Here is an 18,072-nt window from a genome sequence, read left to right as displayed (position 1 = left end):
CCCTACTTATTATCAGTATCAAATTGAATTGTTACTGGGCCATCGTTTGTCAATTCAACTTGCATATCAGCACCAAACACACCGGTTTGAACATCAAAACCTAAACTAGCCAGTTTGGCATTAAATTGTTGATAAATTTGATTTGCATGGTCAGGTTTCCCGGCTCCAATAAATGAAGGCCGATTGCCCTTTGCAGTATTAGCATATAGAGTAAATTGCGAAATCGAAAGAATTGCACCATTTACAGCTGCTAAGTTTAGGTTCATCTTTCCAGCATCATCGGTAAACAACCGAATTTTAGCAATTTTATTTGCTAAGTATTCAATTTCTGCTTCTCCATCAGAATCAGCGACCCCGACTAGTAAAACGAACCCAACGCCAATTTTTCCGCGCAACTGACCATCAATTGAAACTTGTCCATTAGTTACTCGTTGTAATACCACTCTCATAAATAAGCCCCCCCCCCATTAAAAACTATTTAAACGGTCTTTTAACCACGTATACATCTGGAATATTCTTAATATGATCGATGATTAAATTGAGTTGATTTAAATTTTTCACCCCAATTTCAACGGAAACGGTAACCGTCTTTTCGTTATGAATTTTACCCTGAACCGAAGAAAGGTGTTTAGAAATACCATTAATGGATTTAATAATATCATTCAATAATCCGTTCCGATTATAACCATCAATTTCTAAGTAAGAGGCATACTCCTCACGCTGGTTCAATTCGTCATCCCAATGAACGTTAATTAGTCGTTGCCCAGTGGCAATTGATTTCTTAACGTTCGGGCAATCAATTCGATGAACTGAAATCCCATTTCCCTGCGTAATGTAACCAACGATTTCATCCCCTGGAATTGGAGAACAACAGTGACTTAGCCGCACTAGCAGGTTAGAAACTCCCTCGACTACAATGCCATCGATTGAAGTGGTTTTCTTTTTATTTTTCTTTTTTTCATTTTGAATCGTTTGGTGTTCCTCTAAAATATCGCGTTGCTCTGCTTCTTGTCTTTGCAGTTCCTGGGCCGCACGAATGTGGCTTGTTAAACGATGTGCAACCGTATTGACCTGTTGGTCACCAAAGCCAACTGCTGCGTATAGATCATCAGCATTCTTATAATCCAGGCGCTTAGCACTCTTAGTAACATTAGCATCATTCAAAACTTCATTGACGTTAAAGCCAGCTTCTTTGATGTTAGATGCAAGCATTTCACGACCAGTTTCCACCATCTTATCATGATCACGTTTTCGAAAGTATTGCTTAATTTTATGCCGAGCTTTGCTAGTTGAGACCAATTTAATCCAATCGCGACTCGGTCCCGTGGAGGCAGATGACGTCATAATTTCAACTAAATCACTATTTTTAATTCGGTAATCCAAGGGCACAATTTTACCATTAACCCGTGCACCAGTAGTGTGGTTCCCAATATCGGTATGGATCGTATAGGCCATGTCTAATGGACCTGCTCCCTTTGGTAATTCTAAGACATCCCCATTAGGAGTGAATGCATAGACGTGATCGCCGAATAGTTCGCCCTTAACACTTTGCATAAAATCAGATGCATCATCGGTGTCCTCTTGCAGTTCAATGATTTTTTTAAACCAATTTAACTTGGTGTTATCATTACTACTCTTAACCTCGCTCTTAATCCCTTCCTTGTAAGCCCAGTGGGCAGCTACCCCATATTCAGCAACCCGATGCATTTCTGCCGTTCGAATTTGAATTTCTAATAGCTTCCCCTCAGGTCCAATTAACGTTGTATGCAATGATTGATACATATTTGCCTTGGGCATTGCAATGTAATCCTTAAATCGACCAGGCATGGGTTTCCACTTAGAATGGACCGCCCCTAAAACTGCATAACAGTCCTTAACCGACTCCACAATTACTCGAATTGCGAAGAGATCATAAATTTCTTCAAATTTTTTATGCTTATTATGCATTTTTTTATAAATCGAATAGAGATGCTTAGGCCGACCGTAGATGGCATCAATTTTAATGTCCATCCCCTTTAAGGAGTCCCTTACCTCGGCAATTGCTTCGTTAATATAATCCACTCTTTGCTTCCGCTTAGAATTCATTGAATTAACAATTTGATAGTATTGGCCGGGATTAATGTAACGCAGTGATAGATCTTCTAGCTCCCATTTAATCGTCCCAATTCCGAGCCGGTCAGCTAGGGGGGCATAAATTTCAATCGTTTCATCTGCAATTCGACGTTGCTTATCTGGTTTTAAATGACTTAACGTCCGCATGTTGTGTAACCGATCGGCTAATTTAACGATCATCACTCGAATATCCTTACACATTGCTAACAGTAATTTACGGTGATTTTCAGCCAGTTGTTCCTTATGGGACTTATATTTAATCTTGCTAAGTTTAGTGACCCCATCAACGATTAAGGCAACATCACTGCCAAATAGTTCCTGAATATCGCTTAACTCAGCACCGGTATCCTCAACTACATCGTGCAAAAAGCCGGCACTAACGGTTTCAGCATCCATATTTAAATTAGCTAGAATTCCAGCAACTTGAACCGGATGAACAATATATGCTTCACCAGACTGACGCTTTTGTCCGGAATGCGCAATTGTAGCAAATTTAAGGGCCTTTTTAACCATTGCTACATCATCAGGCTTCATGTAGGTAGCCACCTTGTTGATAACATCATTTGATTCTAACACTTTCGTTTGCGACATTAAATCACCCCTTAACTTAGTTCTGAAAATGCTGAAATTGCTGCTAATAAGTATAACGGTGCAGTTTCAGTTCTTAAAATTCGCGGACCCAGTCCCGCTTTTTTAAAGCCATATGATTCTAATAATGCAATTTCACTAGGAGCAATTCCACCTTCTGGACCAAATACCGCAACCAGTGAATCACCTAGGTGCATTTGATTAATGCAATGATGCAACATTGATTCCTCACCAGCCTTAGCTGATTCCTCATACGCAACGATTTTTTGACTATAATCAGCAGCAATAATCGATTCCAACTTGGGTTGATAATCAACTAATGGGACCCGGTTTCGGTGCGATTGCTCAGCTGCACTCAATGCAATGGTATTCAGCCTTGATAATTTTTTTTGAACCCGATTGAGTGGCCACTTAGCAATGGACCATTCTGAAGCAAAAAAAATGACCCGATCGACCCCCATTTCGGTAGCCTTTCTAACTATCCAGTCAGCCTTATCATTTTTAGAGACTCCGCAAACAATTGTGACTGAAAACGGTAGCTCTGCATTGAAAGCTTTTTCACAAAGTACCTTAATTGAAGCAGTGGTGGACGATTGAACTAACTCACCAATAAATACCCGTTCATGATCATCAACGAACTCAGCCTTAGTCCCATCACTAGCTCGCATTACCTTAATCCAATGTTTTTTAACTTCAGTGGGAATTGAAATTAACTGTCCCACTTTAATTGATTGATTCAAGAAATAATGTTGCATTTTTACGCCTCTTCCATTGGCTTAGTGGCAATGATACCACGCCAATCATCAATTTCCATTACTTCACTTACCACAAATCCATTTTGGGATAACGTGGTTATAATTAGTGGTAACTTATGTTTAATAATCCCCGAGATAACCATCTTACCACCGCGTTTCAAATTTTTACGGGCTTGTGGAATCAATGGCTCAATTACATCGCTAAGCATGTTTGCAGCAATGATATCCACCACATCGTCAATTCCATCCAACATATTGTTGGCCTTTACGATCACATCATCAGCAACCGGATTTAAGTTAATATTTTCAAGCGCCGATTTCACTGCGACTTCATCCAAGTCAAACGCCTTGATCGACTTAACGCCCATTAATTTAGCTGCGATGCTCAAAACGCCTGAACCAGTCCCAACATCAAGCATCGATTCACCACCACGAATAACGGTTTCTAATCCCTGTAGGGTTAAAATTGTGGTGGGATGGGTCCCAGTCCCAAATGCACGTCCAGGATTCAATCGGATGATTAGTTCATTTGAACTTTGTGGCTGATAATTCTCCCAATCTGGAACAACGGTTAAAAAGCGGGTCAACCGGGTCGGATGGTAATATTTTTCCCAGGTCAAAGCCCAACTATCATCATTAACTGGTTTTAAGCTAATTTGAGCCGGATTAGGGTCTAATCCAAAGTCAGTTAATTGATCAATCCGGACTTGTAATTCAGGAATCAATTCATTAATTTTGATTTGTTCATTAAAATAGGCGTGAATCACTACGACCATTTGGTCATCATCCACTTGAATTCCACTTGCCCCTGCTTCCATTAGCATATTATTGATTGCCTCGACGGCTTCATTATTTGTTTTTACCGTTAATTCTTGCCACTCCATCTTAGTTCCTCATTTCTACCATGCACCGTAATTAAGCTTAAGTAGTGATTAATCACGTCATTTTAATCGTCGTTAGTATTTGTATTAATGATAATCAAAATTTAAATAAAAGGCAAACCAATATTTGAATGTGATAAGATTAACTAACAAGGAGGCACTACCCATGAAAAAAGCAATTACCATCCAAGATATCGCTAATTTAACTGGCTTTTCTAAGTCCACAGTCTCTAGGGCATTGAATAACGATTCCAGAATTTCGCAAGCCACCCATACATTAATTCACACAGTGGCACGTGATAATCATTATCGGCCAAACTTAATCGCTAGAAGTATTAAAACCAACCATACCCAGATCATTGGCGTCATTATTCCCACTTTTGAAAATCAATTTTTTGCAAAAATATTAGAAACCATTCAAACCAGGGCTGCTAAGGTTAATTACCAAGTCATCGTTGCAACCACTGGCGAACGATCCAGTAATGAAATTAATGCAGTTGAGGCCATGCGTACCCAAATGGTGGAAGGAATTATTATTGCTAGCACCGGAAAAATCAATCATTACCGCCATTTAATTGGTGAAACACCAGTTGTTTTTATTGATCGACCGGTTAATCGAACGGAAGCACATTTTTTTGATAGCGTGCTAGTCGATAATTGTACTGGTAGTTATAACGTTGTCAGTCAGCTAATTAAAAACGGGGTCGAAAGAATCGGAATCATTGGTAATCAACTCTTTGAACACCGCTCCCAACGGCTAAGTGGCTACCGAAAAGCCCTCTTAGCACATCAAATTACCTTCGATGCTGACATTGTTAAATTTTGTCATGGAGACTATCATGATGCGAAACAACTAGCAAGTCAATTAATCATTAACCAGGCCTGCGATGGAATCTATGCAACTGATAACACCATTTTAAGTGCTATTTTAAACGAAGTTGAAGTTCAAAAACTTACATCCATTCAAATTGGGACCTTTGATGATAACCCCTACCTATCGCTATTGAATTTGCCGGTCGTAGCTAACCAACAGCCAGCATCAGAAATGGGTGCCAAATCATTTCTGATGTTATTTGATCAGATTAATGGCAAACACAAATCAACTAGCCACCTTAAGTTGAAGACCACCGTTAAAACATACCTATGAAAAAAGACGCCAAATGGCGTCTTTTTTCATAGGTATCAAATTATTTATCTGATTCTCCAACCGTTCCAACATCAATTGCTTGATGCTTAAGTGATGGGAATACCTTTTTATCAGAAATTCCAGTAATACTTCCTTGGAATAGGAATGCAAAGATCGTTCCTAAACCAAAGTTAGCGAACTTAATCAATAATGGCCCTGGCGTAATAAAGGCAGCAATCAAAGCCATAATAGTAGGTGGAATGTAAGATAACCACATCGCTTTAGTAGCACTACCATTACAGAACTTAAATCGTAAAATCTGCATTAAATCATCGGCTGGATGTAATGCAATATTTACACGTTGATAAATTGAAATTGCTAGCCCAATAAAAGTAACTCCTAAGAAGTTTAGGAAGATATAGAAAATAACCATTCCAATTCCATGCGCTTCGGGAAATACCTTCATAAAAACGTTTGAGAATAATTGAATCAGGAGGGAGAAAGGTCCCAAGAAACAAACATTTCCAATTAACCGGTTCCAACTCCACTTCCCTACTAAAATCATGTTCAAGAAAGTAATAATCAAACCTAATCCAAAGAATGCCCAAAATAACGCAGTGGGATTATCCGGTCCTAACAGTGCCTTTCCTAAGTTACTTTCAGCAGCGGTCCAATATGCTGAACCTAAAAATGCTGGGTGAACCTTAGCACTTGAAACCAAGGTCAAAACATTTCCCGCGGAATTAATAATCAATGAAATCACGAAATAAATAATCGCGCTAGTCATTGAGATCGTTCGAGTCGAACGTCCAGAAGCCATAATTTAATCTCCTATCCTAAATTGTGAATATTTAATCTAATTAACAAAGACATGTTTACTTAACAAATTAAAAGTAAACCTGAAATTTAAACTTGCATTGTGAAATTCATAACAAAATAAATTATATAACATTTGCTCAAAAAATCAAGCCTTTTTAGAGACTTTTTTTATTTAAGTAACCGTTTTCACTAATTATTAGAATCATTTAATAGGACGTTCACTACCTGTTCGGAAGCATTTCCATTTTCCCATGCATCAAAGCGTTGATCAAATTTTTGATAACGCTGTGCATACTTTTGCTTGATTTGGTCGATATTTTTAATTGCATCGACTAGCTCATCATTCGTTTTTAGCAATGGTCCGGGGAGATCTTTTTGCATATCTAAATAAAAGCCATGTAGGACCTTAGCATAGTTATCATAATCATATACAAAGTATAAAATTGGTCGTTTTAGAATTGAATAATCAAAAAAGACGCTCGAATAATCGGTAATTAAAATATCTGAAACTAGGTATAGTTCTGATACGTCTTGATAATTAGATTCATTATAAACAAAATCACCAAACGTCGTAGTATCAATTCGATCGGTAATAAAGTAATGCGTTCTTAAAATCATGACATAATCATCACCAAAATTCTCACGCAGCTTTGCAACGTTCAAGCGTAATTGGAATTTATATTCATTCCCACTAGCCCGCTCATCATCCCGCCAAGTGGGTGCATATAAAATCACTTTTTTATCCAATGGAATTCCTAAGCGTTGCTTAATTTCAATTGCCCGTTGGTCACGATCAGGAGCATTTAAAATATCATTTCTAGGATAACCAGATTTAATCATCTTTGATTGTGGATACATAAAGGCATGGCTAAAGACATCCGCAGAAAATTGATTAGGCGCAATTAAATAATCCCATTGGCGTGACTGTTCATAGAAGTTTCGTTTATACATTGGAGTGGCATTAACAACATTATCAATATCAAATACCAACCGCTTTAACGGAGTCCCATGCCAAGTGGAAAGTAACTTGGTCCCTGGCCGCTTTACGAACCAGCGGGGTTGTCTTAAATTAAAGACTTGGAATTTAGAAGTAGCTAGGTAATACATGTACTTAAAACCAAAGCGCTTCACAACCGTAGTATCGGGTTGGCCATCCAACGATTCGCTGACCATTGGTGTCGAGGCACTCCAAACGTGTTGGTATTTACCAGGATAGTGTTTTTGAATGTACTCATAGATGTATTTAGGGTTATCGGAATAATTACGACCTAAAAACGACTCATAAAAAATAACGTTCGATTGGATTGGCATCCTGGTAAAGACGCTTTGATAGAGTTGTTTAGTAATGCCACGTCCATGACTGCGTAATAGTGTTCGTGCGTTTCGTTCGAACACTAATGAAACCATTAGGCGTTTTGCTAACTTATAATTTTGATTTATCAAGGCATTAATGATTTTTCTGCTAACAATATTAACGCTGCTTAACGCCCGCTTATCAATTAATTGTAGGTAGTTACTAACCACATGCAACGTTGTATCAACATCACCAATTGAATCCCGTTGGCTTAAAATTGAATTATAGAGATACCGATTTAAACGTTTAAGCGTATACTCGGCAAAGGCCAATTTAAAACGATCGTTGGTCAGATTCTGATAACCGTCAATCCAAGCTGCTACCATTAACTGCCAACGATCATTTCTAACTAACTGTGCGTTCGAAGGGTCATTGATCGGATCATTATGATATACAGTTATATACTGAGGTTCATTCACCTTAACCATTCGCTTACTATAATTCAATATGCCCATCATGAATTGAATATCAGAATATAAATCATTCTCGGTATCAAAGCGGACTTCAGTATCTAATAGGAATTGGCGTTCAATCACTTTACCGGCCAGAACTAATTGTCCTGATAATTGATCATAGCGGGTTTCTCCAGAATAGATATTGTATTTATTAGTCAACCAGCGGTCAGCCTTTTTAGATAACCCTAAATGTTTTAAGTCAGCAGGCATTAGGTTTAAACTATGCGTCCGTGGCTTCCGCTTCTTTTTCCCACCCCAATCAGGAAGCGAATCAGCGGGCCGTTGATTAATTTCTAAATCCTTAAGAAAAGCTGCTTGAGTCTCATAGGTTTTATAATGATTTAAATCGATGATTGTGCTGGCGTTCCGTGGCGTCATATGGTTTAAATTTTTAAATGCATTTGGCATTAAAAAATCATCCGCGTCAATAAACACAATGTAATCACCAATTGCAGCATCTAAAGCAGCGTTTCTAGCTGCCCCAATCGTATCCGGTTTATATGGCACTACTTGAGTGGGAAAATCGCTTTCTTGAAAATAATTATTGAAATCATTGCAGGCAATGATCCACTCAAATCGTTTAAAAGTCTGTGATTCTAAATTAGCTTTCAGTTGTGATAGCCGCTCTAAATCATCAGCTTTACATGGTGTAATAATGCTAAACTTCATGGTTGCAACCTCCTCTTAAAATCGTTTTTTAATTGAATGTAATAAACCCTTGCGATCAGGAACTAACTTAATTCGTTCCCTTAGTTCTGGGTCCACGTCATATGCAGCAGACCTTAGTTCATCTAGTTGCATTTCTCGGTGAGCAGGAGTTAAATTAGATTCAAAAATCATTTTAACGGTCCTAATCAATTGACTATTAAGCGCCGCTAAATAAGCATTCTTAATCTTTTCATCAAAAATGAATGCTAAATTATCAATTAACTGAGAACATGCGTTAACCATAGTAGGAATATCAATTGCACTTAAAATTAAAGTGGGTTGATTTAAATAAACATACTCATCGTTATCAATTAAATCATATAATAATTCAGCCAGTTCAGATTTATGTGTTGCTAATTTCCGTTGATTAATTCGATATAAAACATTGCGGCAATTAAGATCGATTCTTCTAAAGAAGGTCCGATAGCGGTTATTCCGATCGTTCACGTAATAGCTTTGTAATCCCAGTAACACGGTTAATTTATCGCGGAGGGATAGTTCAAATAAATCAGTATTTTCATCAATGTCAAAAATATGCCTAATCGTATTTAACTTCACTTCTGAAATCCTATTAAGCCTTGAATCTAATTGCTCAGTGATAGAAGTATCGTTATTAATGGTGTTAAGCATTAGTAACTCATTAGGATGACGGTTCAACGTATTTTCCCATTGCATAATGGCGTTTGGTAATAGGGCATCATCAACTTGTAAGTTCAGCCAATAGGTGCTTTCATCACTTATGGATACCAATTCACTAACGTCATTGTACTGGGTGATTGGCAGTTGTTGTTCAGCTACCACGCCATTAAGCCCACTATTTTTTAAAACGGCGCCCTTAGTTACGATTTCTAATTCGCTTTTATGGTATTGATTAGTAATATTGTCCATGAAGCTGGTTAGGCTCGATTCGTCTAACGTGTCATTAGGTATTAAATTGATTATAAACTTCATCCGAATTCTCCTAAAATTTATTAAATTTAATGATTATTTTTAATTATAAAGGAATCCATAAGCAACCGCAATTTTATTAAAACAGTGGCATCACTATGAATTTATCGCTTTAACTATTTACGTGGTAAAAGTAAATTTAAAATAATTCCAAATACCGTTGCAAGCGCGAGTCCGGTAAATTGAAATTGATTGCCAATTTGCAAATAGGCATTTCCAACCCCAATTACTAAAATAATCGAGGCAATCATTAAATTCCGCTTGCGATCCAAATCGACGTGTTGCTCAATCATTAGTTTAATTCCGCTAGCCGCAATGGTTCCAAACAATAAAAAACTAATTCCACCAATTACGGGGGCCGGCATCTGCATGATTAGAACATTTAATTTGTTAACGAATGCAAAAATAATTGCAAACATTGCAGCTCCCATTAAAACATACACGCTATGGACCTTAGTAATTGCCATTACCCCAATGTTTTCACCATAACTAGTTACAGCAGGACCGCCTAATAATCCAGCAGCAATTGACGCTGCCCCATCCCCAGCCAGTGTCCGGTTCAGACCCGGTGATTTAAAATAATCCCGGTGGGTTAATTCATTCAAGACCATAATATGCCCAATATGTTCAGTCATTGTCACGAATGCAATCGGTGCAATTGCAATAATCGCACCGATATTTAAGTGAAATGCATAGTTGATAAATGGAACTTCAAATGGTGGGACTTCGAACCACGGGGCTTTAGCGATTGCACTAACGTTAACTAATCCAGCAAATATTGAAACTAAGTACCCACAAACGATTGCTAATAGAATCGGAATTAAGCCCAGAAAGCCCTTTAGGTACATATTAAAAAATACGGCTAAGCATAGCGTTAACAACGCAATCATAAAAAATTTAATGTCGTAGTGGTTATTATTCATCATTGCATCCTTTGCAGCACTTCCGGCAAGCGATAAGCCAATTACAATAATAATGGGTCCCACTACAATGGGTGGTAATAAATGATCAATCCAGTCCTTACCAATCATTGCAATCAACCCCGCAACGATTAAATAGACAATTCCAACGGTCACGACCCCCTGGGCAATTCCAGGATAGCCGGTCGTTTTCATCAGGGCTGCCATTGGTACAATAAACGCAAAGCTAGACCCCATGTACGCCGGAATCTGACGCTTAGTAATTAAAATGTGTAATAACGTTCCCACCCCGGATGAGAAAAGGGCAATACTAGGGCTTAAGCCCACTAGCAATGGAACGATGACAGTACTTCCAAACATTGAAAACATATGCTGAAGCGATAACCCAATCCAAGGCAGGAACTTGGGTTTATCATTAACATCTAAAACAGCATCATCATTATGAAATAGATTATTCATCGTAAAGCTTCCCTTCAAAAAAGCCCTCATTAACTTAATTGTGTTAATGAGGGTTCAAAATTTTCACCACTTATCAATTGCTAAGTGGTGGTTAGTTTCAATTTAAAACTATTCAACATTAAATGCTACATCAACATTCAGTTTACTTTGAGCCATCAGATTCATCTTCATCAGTCTTAAGCACCGCCATAAACGCTTCCTGTGGAATATCAACCTTTCCAACGGCTTTCATTCGCTTCTTACCGGCTTTTTGCTTTTCCAACAGCTTCATTCGTCTCGTCCGATCACCACCATAAAGCTTTGCAGTAACGTCCTTTCGGTAGGCCTTCACGTTGGTTCTTGCAATTACCTTTGCCCCGATTGCAGCTTGAATTGGAATCTCAAAATTTTGTCGTGGGATAATCGTCTTTAATTTCCCAACGATATCACGAGCCCGACTAGCAGCAAATGAACGGTGAGAAATAAAACTCAGTGCATCGACACGATCACCGTTCAACAGAATATCAATTTTAACCAGGTCACTAGGTTGATAGTCATCAACTTCATAGTCAAGGGATGCATAACCATGGGTGCCAGACTTTAGTTTATCAAAGAAATCAAAAATAATTTCAGATAACGGCATATGATAAATTACATTGACCCGGGTATCATCAAGATAATCCATCGTCTCAAATTGCCCCCGTCGATGTTGACAGAGTTCCATCACCGCTCCCACATAATCATTTGGAACCATAATGGTGGCCTTAACAAACGGCTCTTCAATCCGCTTAATTGCTGAAGCATCTGGCATTTCAAACGGATTATGAACATCTACTTCATTTCCATCATTAGTAAAGGCATGGTAGGTAACTGAAGGCGCTGTGGTAATCAAATCCAGATTAAATTCTCGTTCCAGTCGTTCTTGAACTACATCCATGTGCAACAAACCTAAAAAGCCACACCGAAAACCAAATCCAAGGGCTTGTGAATTTTCAGGTTCAAATTCCAACGACGCATCGTTTAACTTGAGTTTTTCTAGCGCCTCTCTTAGGTCCCCAAACTTAGCATTGTCAGTTGGATATAATCCCGCATAAACCATTGGGTTCATTTCACGATAACCAGGAAGTGCCTTTTCAGCAGGTCGATTGGCCAAGGTAACGGTATCACCAACCCGGGTTTGGGTAATATCCTTAATACTAGCGGTAATGTATCCGACATCCCCTGCCATCAAGTAATCCCGTTTAACTGGATGGGGGGAATTGACACCAACTTCAGTCACATCGTACTTAGTACCACTATTCATCAATAGAATCTGATCACCCGGTTTTACGACCCCCTCTTCGAGACGAACGCTTAACACCACTCCACGGTAATCATCATAAATTGAGTCAAATACCAATGCCTTTAGCGGAGCATCAATATCACCACTGGGCGCTGGAATATCATGAACAATTTTTTCAAGTAACTCTGGTACCCCTAATCCAGTTTTAGCACTAGTCAATGCGGCATCAGAAGTATCTAATCCAATCATATTCTCAATTTCGGCCTTAACGTCATCTACCTGTGCAGATGGTAAATCAACTTTATTAATGACCGGCAAGATTTCTAAATCATCATCTAATGCAAGGTACACATTGGCTAGTGTTTGTGCTTCAACTCCCTGAGTCGCATCAACGACCAATAAAGCCCCTTCACAAGCTGCTAAACTCCGTGACACTTCATAGGAAAAGTCAACGTGCCCTGGGGTATCAATTAAATGAAATTCATAATCATGACCATCCTCAGCATGGTACGTGAGTTTAACGGCGTTTAATTTAATTGTAATGCCCCGTTCACGTTCCAATTCCATATTATCCAATAGTTGATTTCGCATGTCTCGCTTAGCAACCGTATCCGTTAGTTCTAAGATGCGATCAGCTAGCGTAGATTTTCCGTGATCAATATGTGCGACAATGGAAAAGTTCCGAATGTACTTTTGGTGTTCCTTCATTTCTTTAAGATCCATTTATAAGTCCTACCTTTTCCCTTTTCAGTTCGGTAACTATTTTTCTTAATTATAACAATCACGGTCACTGATAACAAATTTAGAGATAATAAAAGCCAGCACCGTGGCTGGCATTATATTATTTTTTATCGAATTTATCACGCATTTTATCAAAGAACGACTGGTTCTTAGTGGTATTAATATCCTCACCACTTGCATCAGCAAATTCCTTTAGCGCTTCACGTTGCCGTTTGTTTAATCCCTTTGGTGTAATTACCTTCACGTTGATAATTTCATCACCACGGCCAGATCCGTTAACATTTGGAACTCCCTTCCCCCTTAGTCGGAAGTTAGTTCCCGTTTGCGTTCCTGCAGGAATTTTCAAGCTAACTTGCCCTTCCTCTGACTTTTGTTCATCGTTCAAAGAGCGCACTTTAATTTCACACCCTAATGCAGCCTGCGCAAATGAAATTGGTTGGTTATAGATTAAACGAGTATTATCACGTTTAAAGTACTTACTTGGCTTGACTGAGAAGAGAATGTAAAGATCACCGTAAGGACCACCGTTATTACCGGCATCCCCTTGATTTTGCAAGCGCATTTGTTGGCCATCATCAACTCCGGCAGGAACCGTCACAGCAATTTCATGGGCTTGTTCCGTCTTTCCTGCTCCATGACAAGTTGGACATTTTTCCTTAATTTCCTTTCCAGTTCCGTGACAAACTGGACATTCTTGTTGGCTTCTCATCCGGCCAAGCGGCGTGTTTTGTTCAACCGAAATGTAACCATTTCCATTACAACGGCTACAAGTATGGGGCTTCGTCCCGGGTTTAGCACCATTTCCACCACAAGTTTGACAAGTTGCTTCCCGATTATACTTAATGGTCGTCTGCTTTCCAAAAACAGCTTCATCGAAATTCAGCCCCATTTGATATTGCAAGTCACGACCTGGTGTAGGTGCATTGGGATTTTGGGCACGGCCGCCACCACCACCAAAGAATTGGCTAAAGATGTCGTCAAAGCCACCGCCGCCAAAGCCGCCGGAACCACCAAAGCCGCCAAAGCCGCCAGCGCCGGCACCACCGCCGCCACCAAAGCCTTGCGGACCATCAGCAGATCCATACTGGTCATAATTGGCTTTCTTATCCTTATCACTTAATACTTCATAGGCTTCAGTAATTTGTTTAAATTTTTCCTCAGCATCCGGGGCCTTATTAATATCTGGATGGTACTTAGCCGCTAATTTCCGGTAAGCCCGCTTAATTTCGCTTTCACTAGCATCCCGATCAAGGCCCAACACCTTGTAATAATCTTCTTGAGCCATTATTACCCTCCTCAATTTCTAATAATTTCATTTTAAAGGATTCAATCCCTTAATACAATAAAAAGCCAAAGCCCAATCAGCGACTTTGACTTTTTATGACAACGAATTAATCACGATTACTATTTGTTACCGTCTTTCTTATCATCATCGTTAACTTCATGGAAGTCACCGTTAACTGTGTTGTCATCACCCTTAGCAGAACCTGAACCAGCGTTTGCACCAGCATCAGCTCCACCTTGAGCTTCTTGGTTTTGTTGATATAACTTAACAGCTAATTCTTGAACCTTCTTTTGAAGATCATCCTTCTTAGCCTTCATATCATCAAGGTTATTTTCTTCCTTGGCCTTCTTCAAAGCATCTTCAGCATCTTTGGTAGCCTTAATTTCATCTTCGGATACCTTACCGTCAACGTCCTTCAAAGTCTTATCAGTTTGGAAAATCAATTGGTCAACTTCGTTCTTTAAGTCAACTTCATCCTTACGCTTTTCATCAGCGTCGGCGTTAGCCTTTGCTTCATCCATCATCTTATTGATTTCATCATCAGAAAGTCCGTTAGAATCCTTAATGGTAATCTTTTGTGACTTACCAGTACCCTTATCCTTGGCAGAAACGTTAACAATTCCGTTCTTGTCAATATCAAAGGTAACTTCAATTTGAGGGATTCCACGAGGAGCTGCAGGAATGTCAGTCAATTGGAATTGACCTAATGTTTTATCGTCAGCAGCCATTGGCCGTTCACCTTGAAGAACATGAATGTCAACAGCAGGTTGATTATCAGCAGCAGTGGAGAAGACTTGACTCTTTGAAGTTGGGATGGTCGTGTTACGATCAATCAACTTAGTGAAGACCCCACCCATGGTTTCAATTCCAAGTGAAAGGGGCGTAACATCAAGCAAAACAACATCCTTTACGTCACCAGTTAATACCCCACCTTGAACAGCAGCACCGTCAGCAACGGCTTCATCAGGGTTGATGGAGTGGTTAGGTTCCTTACCAGTCCATTGCTTAACAGCTTCTTGAACGGCAGGAATTCTAGTTGACCCACCATTTAAAATCACGTTATCGATATCAGAAGTTGATAATCCAGCATCCTTCAATGCATTATCAAATGGTGCCTTAGTCTTTTCAACCAAGTCAGCAGTTAATTCGTTGAACTTAGAACGGCTTAACTTAGCAGTTAAGTGCAATGGGCCTTCATCACCAGAGGCGATAAATGGTAAACTGATTTCAGTTTCAGAAACTCCGGAAAGGTCCTTTTTAGCCTTTTCTGAAGCATCCTTTAACCGTTGTAATGCCATCTTATCATTAGATAAATCAACACCATGGTCCTTCTTGAAGCCATCAATTAACCAGTCCATGATCTTCTTATCAAAGTCATCCCCACCTAAATGAGTATCACCATTAGTAGAAAGAACTTGGAACACACCGTCACCTAATTCAAGGACGGAAACATCAAAGGTCCCACCACCAAGGTCATATACCAATACCTTTTGGTCGTTATCCTTCTTGTTCAATCCATAGGCTAATGCAGCAGCCGTTGGTTCGTTGATAATCCGCTTAACATCAAGTCCAGCAATCTTACCAGCATCCTTAGTTGCTTGTCTTTGTGCATCATCAAAGTATGCAGGAACGGTAATCACTGCCTTGTCAACAGTGTCACCAATGTAGTCTTCAGCAAACTTCTTGATGTATTGTAAAATCATTGCTGAAATTTGTTGAGGAGTGTAACTCTTTCCATCAACATCGACCTTGTAGTTACTATCCCCCATGTGACTCTTAATTGAAGAAATCGTATTAGGGTTAGTAATCATTTGCCGCTTAGCAACTTCACCTACTTGAATTTCCCCATCCTTGAATGCAACGACTGAAGGAGTCGTTCTGGAACCTTCTGGATTTGGAATAATTTTAGGTTCATTTCCTTCCAGAACTGCAACAGCTGAATTAGTAGTTCCTAAATCAATTCCAATAATTTTATTGCTAGCCATAAATTGTTACCTCACTTTTTATTTTATTTATTATAATCTAATTTTTTATTTTGCCACGACAACCATTGCTGGTCGAATTACTCGATCAGCTAACTTATAGCCGTTTTGTAAAACCTTAACAACATGATCAGTTGGATGGTCATCATCGGCCGGAACCGTCTGAACAGCTTGACAGAAGTTAGGGTCAAACTTCTTTCCGTCAACGTCAAGCACTTCGATGTTACTATCGCTAAGCGCCTTAGTAAGATGCTTAGCAACCATTTCAACACCCTGCTTTAATTGTTGACCACTTTTATCATCGACCTTTACTTCTAACGCCCGGTCCAAGTTATCTACAATTGGTAAGATATTCGTAGCAAGTTTTTGTCCATCATACTTAAGGATCGTTGCTTGATCCTTTTTAGCCCGATTTTGAACGTTTTGCAGCTCGGCTTCAGCACGTAAATACTTATTTTCCATATCATCAAGTTGACGCTTTAAGTCGATGATTTCCTTATCAGCGTGCTTATCTTCAGCCTTAGCTTGTTCATCATCCGCCTTAAGCTTTTGTGATTCAGTTGCTTCTGCAGAATTTTGCTTTTCTTCATCTTGCTTTTTGTTAGATGCCAAACAAAACCCTCCTTTGAATTATTTATTTTCCTTATAATATCCTAATAGCCGACTAGATAACTCTGATCTAAACGCATCCACTAGGGTAATTACCTTAGAATATGGCATCCGAGTGGGCCCTAACACAGCGATGATTCCCTTACCATGTGAGCCAACATCGTAGGTGCCAGTAATGACACTATAATTTTTTAACAGCTCGTTACTCATTTCAGAACCAATCTGAACTGAGACCCCATCACCAGAATTACCGATAAATTTAGCAATTTCACCAGATTGTCCTAGCATCGAGTAAAGTGGCTTCAGATAACTAATGTCGCTTTGGTCAGTAAAACTCAATAAATTCATTTCACCGCCGACATATAGTCGATCTCGCATTGCCTTCATAATTACTTCATCCAAAATCCCAATAAATCCATTGGTCGAATGAAGATACTGATTAACCCGATTAGGAATCACCGATTTAAGTTGTTCCAATACAACGGATAATGGATAACCGACCAACCGATCATTGATCAAATTAACGACCGATTCTAATTGCTGACCAGTAACTCCCTTGGGGATTCGAAACAACTCCGTTTCAGCATCCCCATTATCAGTTACTAGAATCGCCATTACCCGCTGATCACCCAATGCAACTAATCGAAAGCCCTGAAGTAATCGATTAGTCGCCTGTTCGGGCTGTAAAGTCAAAGCAGTATAGTTAGTCAAGTCAGAAAGAATATTAGCAGATTTTTGAACTAATTCATCAATCTTATGGTAGCTACTATCCAATGCCTTATGAATTAGGGCGATGTCATTCATCATATTAACCTTGGAAAAAGTTAAATGATCAACATAGTAACGATAACCATTAATTGATGGAACTCGTCCGGATGATAAATGAGTCTTTTCAATCAATCCCATCTCTTCAAGAACTGCCATTTCATTTCTAATCGTAGCGGAACTAACATGAATTGGAAGCTGATTAACCAATAGTTTGGAACCAACTGGTGCTCCAGAATGAGTATAGTCTTGAACGATTCCAGATAGAATCAATTCCTGACGTTCAGTTAGCATTAATCATCAC

At 39.1% G+C, this 18,072-nt stretch carries 14 protein-coding genes; 1 reads left to right on the top strand and 13 read right to left on the bottom strand.

Annotation, left to right across the window (positions count from 1 at the left end):
- Positions 1–2 precede the first annotated feature (2 nt).
- The 4 genes from dtd to prmA are packed head-to-tail and all read right to left on the bottom strand — an operon-like array spanning position 3 to position 4,339.
- Positions 3–449: a D-aminoacyl-tRNA deacylase gene (gene dtd / locus MOO44_RS06460; protein WP_260116328.1), complete on the bottom strand. Its 447-nt coding sequence runs from the start codon at positions 447–449 to the stop codon at positions 3–5.
- Positions 450–474: 25 nt separating this feature from the next.
- Positions 475–2,703 (bottom strand): RelA/SpoT family protein, encoded by a 2,229-nt coding sequence (locus MOO44_RS06455; protein WP_260116327.1) that lies wholly within the window; start codon positions 2,701–2,703, stop codon positions 475–477.
- An 11-nt stretch (positions 2,704–2,714) separates the two neighbouring features.
- On the bottom strand, positions 2,715–3,455 hold the full coding sequence (locus MOO44_RS06450; RefSeq protein ID WP_260116326.1) for an RsmE family RNA methyltransferase: 741 nt from the start codon (positions 3,453–3,455) through the stop codon (positions 2,715–2,717).
- Positions 3,456–3,457: 2 nt separating this feature from the next.
- Complete coding sequence (gene prmA, locus MOO44_RS06445; RefSeq protein WP_260116325.1) at positions 3,458–4,339, bottom strand: 50S ribosomal protein L11 methyltransferase; 882 nt, start codon at positions 4,337–4,339, stop codon at positions 3,458–3,460.
- 163 nt (positions 4,340–4,502) lie between these two features.
- Between prmA and MOO44_RS06440 the strand changes: the two genes are divergently transcribed.
- On the top strand, positions 4,503–5,483 hold the full coding sequence (locus tag MOO44_RS06440) for a LacI family DNA-binding transcriptional regulator (protein WP_260116324.1): 981 nt from the start codon (positions 4,503–4,505) through the stop codon (positions 5,481–5,483).
- A 40-nt stretch (positions 5,484–5,523) separates the two neighbouring features.
- Here MOO44_RS06440 and MOO44_RS06435 read toward each other — a convergent pair whose 3' ends face one another.
- From MOO44_RS06435 to hrcA, 9 genes are all read right to left on the bottom strand, one after another.
- Positions 5,524–6,282 (bottom strand): DUF6198 family protein, encoded by a 759-nt coding sequence (locus tag MOO44_RS06435; RefSeq protein WP_260116323.1) that lies wholly within the window; start codon positions 6,280–6,282, stop codon positions 5,524–5,526.
- Positions 6,283–6,470: 188 nt separating this feature from the next.
- A complete protein-coding gene (locus MOO44_RS06430; RefSeq protein ID WP_260116322.1) occupies positions 6,471–8,759 on the bottom strand; it encodes a bifunctional glycosyltransferase family 2 protein/CDP-glycerol:glycerophosphate glycerophosphotransferase in 2,289 nt (762 codons plus the stop codon).
- 15 nt (positions 8,760–8,774) lie between these two features.
- Positions 8,775–9,749: a hypothetical protein gene (locus MOO44_RS06425; protein ID WP_260116321.1), complete on the bottom strand. Its 975-nt coding sequence runs from the start codon at positions 9,747–9,749 to the stop codon at positions 8,775–8,777.
- A 113-nt stretch (positions 9,750–9,862) separates the two neighbouring features.
- A complete protein-coding gene (locus MOO44_RS06420; protein ID WP_260116320.1) occupies positions 9,863–11,125 on the bottom strand; it encodes a uracil-xanthine permease family protein in 1,263 nt (420 codons plus the stop codon).
- Positions 11,126–11,267: 142 nt separating this feature from the next.
- A complete protein-coding gene (gene lepA, locus MOO44_RS06415; protein ID WP_260116319.1) occupies positions 11,268–13,109 on the bottom strand; it encodes a translation elongation factor 4 in 1,842 nt (613 codons plus the stop codon).
- A gap of 118 nt (positions 13,110–13,227) precedes the next feature.
- Positions 13,228–14,412, bottom strand: a complete 1,185-nt coding sequence (gene dnaJ, locus MOO44_RS06410) for a molecular chaperone DnaJ (RefSeq protein ID WP_260116318.1) — start codon at positions 14,410–14,412, stop codon at positions 13,228–13,230.
- Positions 14,413–14,531: 119 nt separating this feature from the next.
- Entirely contained in the window at positions 14,532–16,397 is a 1,866-nt protein-coding gene (dnaK, locus tag MOO44_RS06405; RefSeq protein WP_260116317.1) for a molecular chaperone DnaK, read from the bottom strand.
- 45 nt (positions 16,398–16,442) lie between these two features.
- The gene (grpE, locus tag MOO44_RS06400; protein WP_260116316.1) at positions 16,443–17,006 is read right to left on the bottom strand and encodes a nucleotide exchange factor GrpE; all 564 of its coding nucleotides are present in this window, start codon (positions 17,004–17,006) and stop codon (positions 16,443–16,445) included.
- 18 nt (positions 17,007–17,024) lie between these two features.
- Positions 17,025–18,062: a heat-inducible transcriptional repressor HrcA gene (hrcA, locus tag MOO44_RS06395; protein ID WP_260116315.1), complete on the bottom strand. Its 1,038-nt coding sequence runs from the start codon at positions 18,060–18,062 to the stop codon at positions 17,025–17,027.
- Positions 18,063–18,072 lie beyond the last annotated feature (10 nt).

It is taken from the genome of Nicoliella spurrieriana (genome assembly GCF_023380205.1).
Lineage (GTDB): Bacteria > Bacillota > Bacilli > Lactobacillales > Lactobacillaceae > Nicoliella > Nicoliella spurrieriana.
This window is presented reverse-complemented; position numbering and strand designations above follow the sequence as displayed.

Excerpts from the sequence above, each read along its gene's own strand:
- hrcA (WP_260116315.1), bottom strand. The coding sequence starts at position 18,062 with ATGCTAACTGAACGTCAGGAATTGATTCTATCTGGAATCGTTCAAGAC.
- MOO44_RS06430 (WP_260116322.1), bottom strand. The coding sequence starts at position 8,759 with ATGAAGTTTAGCATTATTACACCATGTAAAGCTGATGATTTAGAGCGG.
- MOO44_RS06420 (WP_260116320.1), bottom strand. The coding sequence starts at position 11,125 with ATGAATAATCTATTTCATAATGATGATGCTGTTTTAGATGTTAATGAT.
- MOO44_RS06440 (WP_260116324.1), top strand. The coding sequence starts at position 4,503 with ATGAAAAAAGCAATTACCATCCAAGATATCGCTAATTTAACTGGCTTT.
- MOO44_RS06425 (WP_260116321.1), bottom strand. The coding sequence starts at position 9,749 with ATGAAGTTTATAATCAATTTAATACCTAATGACACGTTAGACGAATCG.
- MOO44_RS06455 (WP_260116327.1), bottom strand. The coding sequence starts at position 2,703 with ATGTCGCAAACGAAAGTGTTAGAATCAAATGATGTTATCAACAAGGTG.
- lepA (WP_260116319.1), bottom strand. The coding sequence starts at position 13,109 with ATGGATCTTAAAGAAATGAAGGAACACCAAAAGTACATTCGGAACTTT.
- dtd (WP_260116328.1), bottom strand. The coding sequence starts at position 449 with ATGAGAGTGGTATTACAACGAGTAACTAATGGACAAGTTTCAATTGAT.
- dnaJ (WP_260116318.1), bottom strand. The coding sequence starts at position 14,412 with ATGGCTCAAGAAGATTATTACAAGGTGTTGGGCCTTGATCGGGATGCT.
- prmA (WP_260116325.1), bottom strand. The coding sequence starts at position 4,339 with ATGGAGTGGCAAGAATTAACGGTAAAAACAAATAATGAAGCCGTCGAG.
- MOO44_RS06435 (WP_260116323.1), bottom strand. The coding sequence starts at position 6,282 with ATGGCTTCTGGACGTTCGACTCGAACGATCTCAATGACTAGCGCGATT.
- MOO44_RS06450 (WP_260116326.1), bottom strand. The coding sequence starts at position 3,455 with ATGCAACATTATTTCTTGAATCAATCAATTAAAGTGGGACAGTTAATT.
- dnaK (WP_260116317.1), bottom strand. The coding sequence starts at position 16,397 with ATGGCTAGCAATAAAATTATTGGAATTGATTTAGGAACTACTAATTCA.